General features: G+C 66.9%; 10 protein-coding genes. 8 read left to right on the top strand and 2 right to left on the bottom strand.

Features of this window, described 5'->3' with window-relative positions:
- Positions 1 to 275 precede the first annotated feature (275 nt).
- Positions 276 to 1,823 (top strand): ribonuclease Y, encoded by a 1,548-nt coding sequence (gene rny / locus B5E42_RS18570; RefSeq protein ID WP_087242412.1) that lies wholly within the window; start codon positions 276 to 278, stop codon positions 1,821 to 1,823.
- A 73-nt stretch (positions 1,824 to 1,896) separates the two neighbouring features.
- Here the strand turns inward: rny and B5E42_RS18565 are convergent, their stop codons facing one another.
- A complete protein-coding gene (locus B5E42_RS18565) occupies positions 1,897 to 5,154 on the bottom strand; it encodes an SEL1-like repeat protein (RefSeq protein ID WP_087242411.1) in 3,258 nt (1,085 codons plus the stop codon).
- A 168-nt stretch (positions 5,155 to 5,322) separates the two neighbouring features.
- Here B5E42_RS18565 and B5E42_RS18560 point away from each other — a divergent pair, with 168 nt between their 5' ends.
- From B5E42_RS18560 to B5E42_RS18545, 5 genes are all read left to right on the top strand, one after another.
- Entirely contained in the window at positions 5,323 to 5,757 is a 435-nt protein-coding gene (locus tag B5E42_RS18560; RefSeq protein ID WP_087242410.1) for a LytTR family DNA-binding domain-containing protein, read from the top strand.
- A gap of 14 nt (positions 5,758 to 5,771) precedes the next feature.
- On the top strand, positions 5,772 to 6,608 hold the full coding sequence (locus B5E42_RS18555; RefSeq protein ID WP_087242408.1) for a DUF3021 family protein: 837 nt from the start codon (positions 5,772 to 5,774) through the stop codon (positions 6,606 to 6,608).
- Positions 6,605 to 6,775, top strand: coding sequence for a hypothetical protein (locus B5E42_RS19255; RefSeq protein ID WP_162614020.1), 171 nt, complete (start codon positions 6,605 to 6,607; stop codon positions 6,773 to 6,775). Before B5E42_RS18555 ends, B5E42_RS19255 begins: the two co-directional genes overlap by 4 nt.
- A gap of 50 nt (positions 6,776 to 6,825) precedes the next feature.
- Entirely contained in the window at positions 6,826 to 7,233 is a 408-nt protein-coding gene (locus B5E42_RS18550; protein WP_087242406.1) for a hypothetical protein, read from the top strand.
- Positions 7,234 to 7,324: 91 nt separating this feature from the next.
- Positions 7,325 to 8,740 (top strand): APC family permease, encoded by a 1,416-nt coding sequence (locus B5E42_RS18545; RefSeq protein ID WP_087242404.1) that lies wholly within the window; start codon positions 7,325 to 7,327, stop codon positions 8,738 to 8,740.
- A 64-nt stretch (positions 8,741 to 8,804) separates the two neighbouring features.
- On the opposite strand, the gene B5E42_RS18540 is transcribed toward B5E42_RS18545, so the two are convergent.
- Positions 8,805 to 9,356, bottom strand: coding sequence for a flavodoxin family protein (locus tag B5E42_RS18540; RefSeq protein WP_087242402.1), 552 nt, complete (start codon positions 9,354 to 9,356; stop codon positions 8,805 to 8,807).
- A 143-nt stretch (positions 9,357 to 9,499) separates the two neighbouring features.
- On the opposite strand from B5E42_RS18540, the gene B5E42_RS18535 reads away from it, so the two are divergent.
- Complete coding sequence (locus B5E42_RS18535; RefSeq protein ID WP_087242400.1) at positions 9,500 to 9,832, top strand: helix-turn-helix domain-containing protein; 333 nt, start codon at positions 9,500 to 9,502, stop codon at positions 9,830 to 9,832.
- 226 nt (positions 9,833 to 10,058) lie between these two features.
- Entirely contained in the window at positions 10,059 to 11,453 is a 1,395-nt protein-coding gene (asnS, locus tag B5E42_RS18530; protein WP_087242398.1) for an asparagine--tRNA ligase, read from the top strand.
- Positions 11,454 to 12,475: the final 1,022 nt, after the last annotated feature.

The following is a 12,475-nucleotide window of genomic DNA, read 5'->3' as shown; positions in this document are numbered from 1 at the left end:
AACTCCAACTTTAACCGATGAGGCCTTATCCTTCATCCTTTTTTATTCTTCTGTCCAATATGTATTGTACTCCTACACCCGCCCCCTTGCTTCCCACACGAATTTTCTTGACAGAAAGCCCTTCGGGTCTTAAAATAGATTAGGTGTAATATTTTGCGGAACCGCAGGCAGGTTCTTCAAATTTTGTGCGTACTGCCCAAGAGCAGGCGGCGCGCATGCATCAAATTGTGACATTAGAACTTTGAAAATCCAAGAAATGGAGGTGTGGGAAACCCTTGATACAGACTGTTATTACCTGTGTGATCGCGGCAGTGGTCGCACTGGTCATAGGCATCTTAATCGGCATCCAGCTCCGCAAGCGTACCGCGGAGAAGGAGATCAACAGCGCCGAGGAGGAGGCCAAGCGGATCATCAACGAGTCCATCAAGAGCGCCGAGAGCAAGAAGCGGGAGGCGCTGGTGGAGGCCAAGGAGGAGATCCTCCAGGCCCGCAACGAGTACGAGCGCGAGGTCAAGGAGCGCCGGGCCGATCTCCAGAAGCAGGAGCGCCGTCTCCAGCAGAAGGAGGAGAACCTGGATCGCAAGACCGAGAACATGGAGAAGAAGGAGGAGACCCTGCAGCGCAAGCTGACCGAGCTGGACGAGGCCCGGGAGGAGGTCGCCACCGTCAAGAAGACCCAGATGGAGGTGCTGGAGCGCATCTCCGGCTTCACCGCCGAGGAGGCCAAGAACTACCTCATCGACCAGCTGGCCGAGGAGGTCACCCACGAGTCGGCCATGAAGGTACGGGAGATCGAGGCCCAGTTCAAGGAGGAGGCGGACACCCGCGCCCGGGAGATCCTCTCCCTGGCCATCCAGCGCTGCGCCGCCGACCACGTGGCGGAGGCCACCGTCTCCGTGGTGCCCCTGCCCAACGACGAGATGAAGGGGCGCATCATCGGCCGGGAGGGCCGCAACATCCGCACGCTGGAGACTCTCACCGGCGTGGATCTGATCATCGACGACACGCCGGAGGCCATCACCGTCTCCTGCTTTGACCCGGTGCGCCGGGAGATCGCCCGCATCGCCCTGGAGAAGCTGATCCAGGACGGCCGCATCCACCCCACCCGCATCGAGGAGATGGTGGAGAAGGCCAAGCGGGAGGTGGACGCCACCATCAAGGCCGAGGGCGAGCGGGCCGTGTTTGAGACCAACGTCCACGGCCTGCACCCGGAGCTCATCAAGCTGCTGGGCCGGATGCGCTACCGCACCAGCTACGGCCAGAACGTGCTCAACCACTCCATCGAGGTGTCCCACCTGGCGGGGCTCATCGCCGCCGAGATCGGCGCCGACATCACCCAGGCCAAGCGGGCCGGCCTGCTCCACGACCTGGGCAAGTCCATCGACCACGAGGTGGAGGGCTCCCACGTGCAGATCGGCGTGGAGCTGGCCCGGAAGTACCGGGAGAACGAGGACGTGGTTCACGCCATCGAGGCCCACCACAACGATGTGGAGCCCCGCACCGTGGTGGCCTGCATCGTGCAGGCGGCCGACGCCATCTCCGCCGCCCGGCCCGGGGCCCGGCGGGAGAACCTGGAGAACTATATCAAGCGGCTGGAGAAGCTGGAGGAGGTCACCTCCTCCTTCCCCGGGGTGGAGAAGTCCTACGCCATCCAGGCCGGCCGCGAGGTGCGCATCATGGTCAAGCCCGACCAGGTCAGCGAGGATCAGATGGTGCTCCTGGCCCGGGACATCGCCAAGAAGATCGAGGAAGAGCTGGAGTATCCCGGCCAGATCAAGGTGAACATGATCCGCGAGACCAAGGTCATCGAGTACGCCAAATAACCCGCGCGGGCGCCGCAGCTGCGGCGCCCGCATTTATTTTGTGAGGCCGCGGACATCGTCCGCGGCCTCAGTGTTATTTCCCGCCGAAGAGCCGGCTCAGGAAGGATTTCTTTTTGGGGCGCGGCTCCGCCGGCGCCGGGGTGTCTCCTGTCCCCTTCTGCTCCAGGGCGGCTGCCCGGCGGAGGCACTCCTCCGCCCGGGCCGGGTCTGCGGGGACGCCCCGGCCGTCCCGGAGGCACTCCCCCAGCAGGGTGAGGGCCTGGGGATCCTCCTGCCCGGCGGCCCGCTCCAGCCAGATCACCGCCTGGGCCGGGTCGGCCCGGACGCCCTGCCCCTCCAGCAGGCAGCGGGCCAGGCCGGTCTGGCCGGGGGCATAGCCCCCTTCGGCGGCCTTCCGGTACCAGTTCACCGCCTGGGCCGGATTTTTGGGCGTCCCCTCGCCCCGCTGGCACAGCACGGCCAGCCGGCACATGGCCTGGAAATCCCCGGCCCCGGCGGCCTTGCGGAGGCGCTCGGCCTCGGCGGCACGGGCCGGGTCGGCCTGGGCCTTCCGCTTGCGGCAGCGGAGCAGGGCGTCTCCGGCCTCCTCGTGGCCCCGCTCGGCGGCCCTCCGGTACCACTCCGCCGCCTGGGCCGGATCCGCGGCCGTGCCCTCCCCCCGCTCATAGCAGCGGCCCAGGGCATACATAGCGTCGGCATAGCCCTGCTCCGCCGCCCGGCGGTAGAGCTGGACGGCCCGGGCCTCATCCCGTTCTGCCGCCCGGCCGGTGCGGCAGAGCTCCCCCAGCAGGAACTGGGCCCGGGCGTGGCCCCCTTCCGCCGCCCGCTCGAACCAGCGGACGGCCTCCTCGGGCTCCCGCTTTACGCCCACACCGTGGAGGAGGAACACCGCCAGGTTGCACTGGGCGGTGGCGTAGCCCGCCTCGGCGGCCTTCCGGTACCACTGGGCGGCCTGTTCCTTGTCCTCCGCCGTGCCGATGCCCGCCTCGAAGCAGTAGCCCAGGGCGCACTGGGCGGGGGGATAGTCCTGCTCCGCCCCCTGCCGGTAGAGCTGGAAGGCCCGCGCCTCGTCCTTGGGCGTGCCCTCCCCGTCCCGGCAGCAATCCCCCAGGATGCACTGGGCCCGGGCGTGGCCCCCCTCCGCCGCCTGCTCCAGCCAGCGGACGGCCTCCTGGAGGCTGCGCTCCACCCCGTTGCCGTTGAGATAGCACACCGCCAGGTTGGTCATGGCGGGCAGATAGCCACCGTCGGCGGCCCGGCGGTAGCACGCCGCCGCCTGCTCCAGATCCTCGGCGATCCCCTGGCCGTTTTCGTAGCACAGGCCCAGATCGCACCAGGCGGGGAGGTAGCCGCCCTCCGCCGCCTGCCGGTAGAGCGCCGCCGCCCGCTCCCGGTTCTGCTCCACCCCGTCGCCGGTCAGGAGAAGATCGCCCAGGATCCCCTGGGCCCGGGGGAAGTCCTGCTCCGCCGCCTGCTCCAGCCACCGGGCTGCCTCCTCCGGGCTGCGCTCCGTGCCGGTGCCGTTGAGGCAGCACACCGCCAGGTTGGTCATGGCCGGGAGGTAGCCCGCCTCGGCCGCCTTTTTGTACCAGTACACCGCGTTGGCCGGATTAAGGGTGAGGCCCTCTCCCAGCTCAAAGGCCAGGCCCAGGCTGCACATGGCGGGGGGATAGTCCTGCTTGGCGGCCTCCCCGTAGAGCTCCGCCGCCCGGCACAGATCGGCCTCCACGCCGTCCCCGTCCCGGTAGCAGTTGCCCAGCAGGCTCTGGGCCCGGGCGTTGCCCTGCTCCGCCGCCTTCTCCAGCCAGGGAATGGCCCCGGCGGCGTCCGGCTCCATGCCGATGCCGGTAAGGCAGCAGTAGGCCAGGTTGGTCTGGGCGGGGGCGTAGCCCCCCTCGGCGGCCTTCCGGTACCAGGCCACGGCCTGCTCCTTGTCCTGGGCCACGCCGTCGCCGGTCTCATAGCACAGACCCAGGCTGCACACGGCGGGGAGGTAGCCGCCTTCGGCGGCCTGCCGGTAGAGGGAGATGGCCCGCTCCTTGTCCACCTCCACCCCCCGGCCGTCCAGGCAGAAGTCCCCCAGGATGCCGGCGGCCCGGGGGGAGCCGGCGGCCACCGCCTTTTCCAGCCACGCCACCGTCTCCCCCATGTTCTCCTCCACGCCGATGCCGTTGAGGTAGCACACCGCCAGGTTGCACATGGCGGGGGCGTAGTCCAGCTCGGCGGCCTGCCGGTAGAGCGCCGCCGCCCGCGCCTTGTCCTCCTCCACGCCATTGGCGTTCTCGTAGCACAGGCCCAGGTCGCACAGGGCCGGCGGGTACTCCTGCTCGGCGGCCCGCCGGTAGAGCTCGGCGGCCCGCCACGTGTCCACGCAGTCCACCCCCCTGCCCTCCATCCAGCAGTCCCCCAGCAGATCCAGGGCCCGGGGAAAATCCTGGTCGGCGGCCTTCTGGAGCCACTCCACCGCCGCCCTGGGATCCTCCTCCACCCCCACGCCGTGGAGGGTGAGCACCGCCAGGTTGGTCTGGCCGGGGGCATAACCCTCCTGGGCGGCCTGGCGGTAGTACTCCGCCGCCGTCTCCTTGTCCATCTCCACCCCGTCGCCGTGCTCATAGCACAGGCCCAGGTTGCACTGGGCGGGGGGATAGCCCTGGTCGGCGGCCTGCCGGTAGAGCCGGGCGGAGCGGGCCCGGTCTCGCTCCACCCCCGTGCCGTCCCAGTAGCAGTCCCCCAGGATGTTCAGGGCCCGGGGGAACTCCTGCTCCACCGCCTTCTCCAGCCACTGGAGGGCGGTGTCCACGCTCTGCTCCACCCCGATGCCGTTGAAATAGCACACCGCCAGGTTGGTCTGGCCGGGGGCATAGCCCTGCTCGGCGGCCTGGAGGTAGCACTCCGCCGCCCGGGCCTCGTCCTTCTCCACGCCGGTGGCGTTCTCGTAGCACAGGCCCAGGTCGCACTGGCCGGGGGCGTAGCCCTGCTCCGCCGCCTGCTGGAACAGCTCCACGGCCCGGGCCTCGTCCTTCTCCACGCCGGAGCCGGCCTGATAGCACCGGCCCAGCAGATCCACCGCCCGGAGATCCCCGTCCTCGGCGGCCAGGGAGAACCAGTGGGCCGCCCGGGCCGGATCCCGCTCCGCCCCGTCCCCCTCGGCATAGCGCACGCCCAGGTCGTAGTAGGCGGCGGGATCTCCCCCCTCCGCCTGCTCCAGCAGGCTCTGGAACTCCTCCCGCGAGCGCTGGAGCCCCTCCACCGCCTTTTGGATCAGATGGGTATCGACAAAAATCACCTGGTCATCGTAGGCTTCATGGCCGTTGTTGGCGTTGTTTTCCATGGTGTGCTCCCCATTCTATGTAGTATGGGGATATTATACGCCGTCGATAGGCTTTTGTCTACGCCGGCGTAGGCACGCCGGCTATCCCCCGCGGCCGGCCGTCTGTCTGGAAACCGTGGACAAACGGCCCGCTTTCCGCTATATTGGGGGTGAAAGGGGGGGAGCGGCATGAAGGTGGACATCCGCATCGATCCGGCCTGCGGGGAGCCGGCCGTGACCATCACTGCCCCGGCCCTCACCGACGAGATCAAGGCCCTGGCCGCCCGGCTGGAGGGGGGCGCGGCCCTGGTGGGCTGGGACGGGGCCCGGGCGGTGCCCCTGGAGGAGGCGGACATCCTCCGCTGCTACGGGGAGGAGAAGGGGGTGAGAGTGCAGACTCCCGGCGGGGTGTATGATCTGAAGGAGCGGCTCTACGAGCTGGAGGCCCGGCTGGACCGGCACGCCTTCGCACGCATCTCCCACTCGGAGATCGTCAACCTGCGGAAGATCACCGCCCTGGATCTCTCCCTCACCGGCACCATCCGCATCACCCTGGCGGGGGGGACGGTGTGCTACGCGTCCCGGCGGTACGTGAAGAAGATCAAGGAGGCCCTGGGGCTTTGAGAGGAGGTATTTCCATGCTGTTTGACGACAGGCGGCAGGCCGCCCGCCGGGCCCTGGCCGGGGCCCTGCTGGGGCTGGCGGCCCACGCCCTCCTGGGCCGGCTGGCCGGGGACTTTCCCATTGCCGGCCCGGCTCAGTTTACCGGGTACGGCTTTCTGGACTGCGGCTTTCCCGACGCCCTGGAGGGGTGGGGCATTGCCCTGTCTTTCGCCCTCTTCGCCCTGCTGGGGGCGGAGACGGGCGTCGCCACCCTCCCCTTCGCCGGGGAGGGCCGGGCCCTGGTGCTCCGCACCCTGACCCACTTCGCCCTCACGGCGGCCACCATGGCCCTGTGGGCGGGGCTCACCTTCGACCCGGCGGGGGCGGCGCTGCTGGTCTTTCTGCTGGCCGTGGTCTACGTCCTGGTGTGGCTGGGCCGGTGGGTGGGGTGGTATGTGGAGCTCTCCGCCATCCGGGAGAGGCTGGGCCTCTCCCCCGCCCCCTCCCCGCTCCGCTGGCGGGAGGCCCTGCCCTATGTGCCCTTCGCCGCCCTGCTGTGCCTGCTCCTGCCCCTGGTGCTGCGGCTGTGCGACGGCGGGTATGTACCGGTGCTCTCCGGCCTGCTCTACCCTTATATTCTGCTGCCCGTGGGGGCCTTCTGCTCCGGCCTGTCCCTGGGGAGGCGGCGGGGCTTCTGCCCCCTCTACCCCGCCGCGTGCGTGCTGGGGATTCTGGTGTTCATCCCCCTGGCCCGCCTGTTCTCCAACATGTACGACTGGCCTCTAGTGACCATCGCCCTGGTCTGCTCCCTGGCGGGCAATCTGGCCGGTTCCGCCCTCCGGCGGGTACGGAAGGGGGGCGCGGGGGCATGAGTTCCTTCGCCTGGTTTTTCGTCAGCTGGTTTCTGTTGCTGGGCGTACCGCTGCTGGCCCTTGGACTCACCCTGGCTCTGGGGCTGGCTCTGCTGGCCGTCAATATGATCGCAAAGCTGACCAAAAAGCTGTTATGTCGGCGGAAAAATTGGGTGGGCGAGAGATAACGGCGGACGAACACAGTTCGCCCCTACGGAGACACGCGGGAGGTGAGGATATGACCCCGGCGGCCCTGGTGTGCTGGCTGGCGATCCTGTCCAGCCCGGTTCTGATCCGGCGGCTGGCCCCGGAGCCCGTCCGCCTCAAGCTACGGGTCACGGCCCTCTGGCTGCCCTGGTGTGCGGTGGTGTGTACCCTCCTGCCCGTCCTGCTCATGTGGTGGCTGGGAACCGGAGGGATCCTGATTGCCATCTACCTGCTGCCTTTCGGGTGCATGGCCCTTGGGATGGCCCTGGGAAAGCGGCATGGCCTGTGCCCCCTCTTCCCTCTGGCGTGCGCCCTGTGCCTGCTGCCCATTGCGCGGGGCCTCTGTCACATGGCCGGCGCCCTCTGCCTGGAGCCGGCGGTCTTTGCCCTGCTGGGCAACGCGGCGGGGGCCTATCCGAGGAAATCCGCGGGGAGATAGGGGCCCGGCCCGGGCTCTCTGGCGGCGGGGCTAGGAAAAGCCGGCATAAAATGCTATAATAGTCCCATCTTAACATGAATGAGGGATCCGGATGGGAAAGAACGGTGGAAAATCCATCAGCTACTTTGGGCTGGTGGCCATGGGCATCGGGTGCATGCTGGGCACCAGCTGGCTGCTGCTGACGGGTACTTGGCTGGAGACGGCGGGGGGCCCGCTGAACCTGGTGGTGGCCTTTGTGCTGTGCATCCTCATTGAGCTGCCCTTCGCCTTCGCCTACATGGAGGCCATCCCCATGCTGCCCCTGCCCGGGGGCGAGGTGGTGTACTCCTACGCCGCCTTCGGCAGCCGGGGGGGCTTCGCCGTGGGCTGGGCGGGGATTCTGATGAACACCATCGTGTTCTGCTGGGTGGATCTGGCCGCCGTGTCCCTGCTGGACGAGCTGTTCCCCGCCCTGGGGCGGACGGCGGTGCTCTATCAGGTGGGGGATTTCCCCGTCACCCTGCCCAATCTGATCGTCCAGCTGGCCCTGGCGGGGGCCATCCTGTTCATCCAGCTCAAGGGGGCCAACGTATGCGCCTCCCTGGCCAAAATCGCCACGGTGGTGCTGCTGGTCATGTGCGCCATCGGCCTGGCGGTGTGCTTCACCCACTTCGACCCGGCGGTGTACGCCTCCGACGGGGGGCTGGACTTCGACTTCTCCGGCTCCATGGCCCTGCTGAGCCTGCTGGTGTTCTCGGTGGCCGGGTGGGAGACCGTGTCCAAGGCCGCCGCCGACGCCACCGGCCCCGCTGCCCGCAAGGCCGGGGCGGCGCTGATCACCTGCCTGCTGCTGGTCACCGGCATCCTGTGCCTGGTGTCCACCGCCGTGGCCGGGTGCATGCCCTGGCGGGAGGCGGTGAACCGCACCGCCCCCTTTGCCGACGTGCTGGTGGGCCTCACCGGCGTCCCCGCCGTGCGGGTGCTCTTTCTGGTCACCGCCTTCGTGGGGGCGGTGGGTGTGATGAACTCCACCCTCTACTCCTCCGCCCAGATGCTCTACGGCCTGTCCCGGTTCGGCCTGGTGTCGGAGAGGTTCTCCGCCCTCCACCCCAAATACGGCACACCCGCCCGGTGCATCTGGTTCACCGCCGCCTTTGTGGTGCTCACCCCCTTCACCGGCAAGCTGCTCTTTCTCCCCCTCATCAACATCGCCTCCCTGGCCACCGTGGTCATGTGGGTCATGTCCCTGGCGGCGGTGCTGGCCCTGCGGAAAAGCCATCCGGACTGGCGGCGGCCGGTGTCCATGCCCGGCGGCCGGATCACCGCGGTGTGCGGCATCATCGCATCGGTGTTCCTGGCGGGCAACCTGCTGGTGCCCTTCAGCCCCGGCGCCCTCAGCCCCCTGGAGTACGCCCTGGCCGCCGCCCTGGCCGCGCTGGGGCTGGCCCTCTACCACTTCCGGGATCGCACCCTCTCCGACGCCCAGCGGGCCCAGCGCATCCTGGGCGGCCGGGAGAAAACCCCTTAACCCATATGCAGAATTCCAAAAAATGGGCGGGCCGGTCAAATGACCGGCCCGCCTTTGCATCTTGTCAGGTGATGGATCTGCCCAGCTCGTAGGCGGCCTGGAGCTCCGGCTTGCCGTCGATATCGCCCGCGTCCATGTTGCCTCCGGCCAGCACGTGGCCCAGGTTCTTCCACCGAAGGTGCTCCATCAGGTGGTCGTAGTAGGTGAGCACATCCTCGAAGCCGCTCCCCTCCGCCGCCATCAGCAGGCAGGAGGCCCGGTCATGGCCCCGCAGCAGATTGCCGTCCCCCTCCTCCAGGGCGAAGAGCCGATCCACCGCCGTGCGGAGCTGGCCGCTCATGTTCCAATAGTACAGGGGGGTGGCCAGCACCACCACGTCGCTTTCCTTTACTGCCGGGTAGATTTTGCCCATATCGTCCTTCTGTACACAGGGGCACTCCCGGCTGCTGTGGCCGCCGAAGCAGCCCTTGCAGCCGTGGATGTCCATGCCGTCCAGAAAGAACTCGGTCACGGTATGGCCCGCCTCCTCCGCGCCCCGGGTGAACTCCCGCACCAGGGCGGAGGTGTTGCCCTTACTCCGGGGGCTGCCGTTGAGTACCACAATGTTCTTGCCCATAGAAATATCCTCCTGTTCCGCGGGATTGACTTCCCCCGCGCTCGTTACTATAATCATAGCAGGCATGAGAAGGAAAACAAGTACGCACAATCAAGTGCGATACTAGCAAGAGAGAATAATACTTACCTTTGGGAGAGTGTAACATGGGCGAGCGGTGCATTTCCAATGAGAGCCTGGGCGCCACCGGGTTCAGCTATACCCTGTCGCTGATCAGCGGCAAATACAAGATGACCATCCTGTACACCCTGATGGAGTTCGGGGTGGTGCGCTTCAACGAGATGAAGAAGTACATCGGCGGCATCTCCTACAAGACCCTCAGCACCACCCTGAAGGAGCTGGAGGCCGACCAGCTGGTTCACCGGGAGGAGTACCCCCAGATCCCGCCCAAGGTGGAGTACAGCCTGACGGAGCGGGGGAAGTCCCTGATCCCCATCCTGGATCAGATGTGCGAGTGGGGGGACAGCCACCGCATATAGTCTATTTTGCTATGCTTTGCATAGCAAAATATTGAGATGCGCCATTTCCTCGCCCCTTTGGGGCAACCGGAAATGCTGCGCAAAAACTTCATGCGCATAACCTTTGCCAATGTTTATGGTGTGCCGAACGCGCATGAAGTTTTGCGCCAGCCCTTGCAAAATCAGCGAAAAATGATATACTATTGCCCACTGAGACTTTATTTTTTAAGAATAGAGGGAACGACCAATGGAACGCACAAAAATCGCGCAGATCTTCGCCGATTCTGAGCAGTTCGGCGGGAAAGAGGTGCTGGTGTCCGGCTGGGCCCGCACCATCCGGGACATGAAGACCTTTGGCTTCATCGAGCTCAACGACGGCTCCTGCTTCAAGAACCTGCAGATCGTTATGGACTCGGGCAGCCTGACCAACTACAAGGAGATCGCCTCCCAGAACGTGGGCGCCGCCCTCACCGTCACTGGCACGGTGGTGCTCACCCCCGAGGCCAAGCAGCCCCTGGAGGTGAAGGCCGCCTCCATCGCGGTGGAGGGCCCCTCCTCCCCCGACTACCCCCTCCAGAAAAAGCGCCACAGCGTGGAGTACCTGCGCACCATCCAGCACCTGCGGCCCCGCACCAACCTGTTCTCCGCCGCCTTCCGGGTGCGCTCCGTGGCGGCCCACGCCATCCACTGCTTCTTCCAGGAGCGGGGCTTCGTCTACGTCCACACCCCCATCATCACCGCCTCCGACTGCGAGGGCGCCGGCGAGATGTTCCGGGTGACCACCCTGGACATGGACAACCCGCCCAGGAACGAGGACGGCAGTGTGGACTACACCAAGGACTTTTTCGGCAAGCCCGCCAACCTGACCGTCTCCGGCCAGCTCAACGCGGAGAACTTCGCCATGGCCTTCGGCGACGTGTACACCTTCGGCCCCACCTTCCGGGCGGAGAACTCCAACACCCAGCGCCACGCCGCCGAGTTCTGGATGATCGAGCCGGAGATGGCCTTCTGCGACCTGAAGGGCGACATGGACGTGGCCGAGGCCATGATCAAGCACATCATCACCACCGTCATGGAGAAGTGCCCCGACGAGATCAACTTCTTCAACTCCTTCGTGGACAAGGGCCTGAAGGAGCGGCTGGAGCACGTAGCCGCCTCCGACTTCGGCCGGGTGAGCTACACCGAGGCGGTGGAGCTGCTCAAGCAGAACAACGACAAGTTTGACTACAAGGTGGACTGGGGCTGCGACCTGCAGACCGAGCACGAGCGGTACCTCACCGAGCAGATCTTCAAAAAGCCCGTGTTCGTCACCGACTACCCCAAGGAGATCAAGGCCTTCTATATGCGCCTCAACGACGACGGAAAGACCGTGGCCGCCGCCGACTGCCTGGTGCCCGGCATCGGCGAGATCATCGGCGGCTCCCAGCGCGAGGAGCGGCTGGAGCTGCTGGAGGGCCGCATCAAGGAGCTGGGCATGAAACCGGAGGACTACTGGTGGTACCTGGATCTGCGGCGCTACGGCGGCTGCAAGCACGCCGGGTTCGGCCTGGGCTTCGAGCGCATGGTCATGTACCTCACCGGCATCTCCAACATCCGCGACGTCCTGCCCCATCCCAGAACGGTGGGCAACGCGGAGTTCTAAAAAGGACAGACAGGGCCCCGGCATCCTCCCGGCTGTTCCGGGCAGGACGTCGGGGCCCCATCGCAGATGGGGCGGCGCTTTGCGCCGTACAAGCGTTTTGCCGGCAGGCAAAACCTTGGCGCAGGCGGAATTTATTTCCGCCGAGCATGTCTCATCCCTACGGGAACCCGGCGCAGCCTGCCGCGCCGGGCCCTGCCCCACCCCAGAACGGTGGGCAACGCGGAGTTCTAAAAAGGACAGACAGGGCCCCGGCATCCTCCCGGCTGTTCGGGCAGGACGTCGGAGCCCCATCGCAGATGGGGCGGCGCTTTGCGCCGTACAAGCGTTTTGCCGGCAGGCAAAACCTTGGCGCAGGCGGAATCTATTTCCGCCGAGTATGTCTCATCCCTACGGGAACCCGGCGCGGCCTGCCGCGCCGGGCCCTGCCCCATCCCCAGAACGGTGGGCAACGCGGAGTTCTGATATCCAAGCACAGACGGGCGGCCCCTCCGGGCCGCCCGTTTTGCATACCCGGTGAGGGGATATTTTCCGTCTGCCCGGAGTTGTAGGGCGCGGCATCCCTGACGCGCCATTACCTTCCCCCCACTGGGGGGAAGGTGCCTCAGTGCGCACACTGGGGCGGATGAGGGGTTCCCCCATTCTCGCCGCCAGGATGCTCCCCCGGGGCGCGCCCGTGCGGTGGGCACCCCCAGTATGGGAGTTCATGACAGCGGTGGGCTGCGTTTGGCCTGCAAAGACCAACCGCGCATCGCCGCCCGCTCCCTTGGCGCTTCTGCTACAGGCGCTGCCGCGCCTCGGGCGGCACGCATCGGGGTTACTCTGCAAGCCTTGTGAGCAGCTGCGCTGTGCCAACTTGGCCCGCCGGGCCGCCGTCGGTGCCGTGCCTCTGAAATACCAGGGCGGCTGATGTGGCTTGGAAACGGCGCGCCGGGTCGTCGTGCCCCACGTAGGGGCGACCTGTGGTCGCCCGCCCCGAGCCGAGGGGGCGTTACGGCGTCGGCCCAAGCTGCGGATCGTTCGCT

Source organism: Flavonifractor sp. An10, from assembly GCF_002161215.1.
In the GTDB taxonomy this organism is placed as follows: Bacteria; Bacillota; Clostridia; order Oscillospirales; family Oscillospiraceae; genus Flavonifractor; species Flavonifractor avistercoris.
The sequence above is the reverse complement of the archived record's forward strand: the minus strand, read 5'-3'. Positions and strand labels throughout refer to the sequence as shown.

What these genes read in the sequence shown, in the direction of transcription:
- B5E42_RS18545 (WP_087242404.1), top strand. Translation starts at nt 7,325, where the DNA reads ATGGGAAAGAACGGTGGAAAATCCATCAGCTACTTTGGGCTGGTGGCC.
- B5E42_RS18535 (WP_087242400.1), top strand. Translation starts at nt 9,500, where the DNA reads ATGGGCGAGCGGTGCATTTCCAATGAGAGCCTGGGCGCCACCGGGTTC.
- B5E42_RS18555 (WP_087242408.1), top strand. Translation starts at nt 5,772, where the DNA reads ATGCTGTTTGACGACAGGCGGCAGGCCGCCCGCCGGGCCCTGGCCGGG.
- B5E42_RS18560 (WP_087242410.1), top strand. Translation starts at nt 5,323, where the DNA reads ATGAAGGTGGACATCCGCATCGATCCGGCCTGCGGGGAGCCGGCCGTG.
- B5E42_RS18550 (WP_087242406.1), top strand. Translation starts at nt 6,826, where the DNA reads ATGACCCCGGCGGCCCTGGTGTGCTGGCTGGCGATCCTGTCCAGCCCG.
- B5E42_RS18565 (WP_087242411.1), bottom strand. Translation starts at nt 5,154, where the DNA reads ATGGAAAACAACGCCAACAACGGCCATGAAGCCTACGATGACCAGGTG.
- asnS (WP_087242398.1), top strand. Translation starts at nt 10,059, where the DNA reads ATGGAACGCACAAAAATCGCGCAGATCTTCGCCGATTCTGAGCAGTTC.
- B5E42_RS18540 (WP_087242402.1), bottom strand. Translation starts at nt 9,356, where the DNA reads ATGGGCAAGAACATTGTGGTACTCAACGGCAGCCCCCGGAGTAAGGGC.
- B5E42_RS19255 (WP_162614020.1), top strand. Translation starts at nt 6,605, where the DNA reads ATGAGTTCCTTCGCCTGGTTTTTCGTCAGCTGGTTTCTGTTGCTGGGC.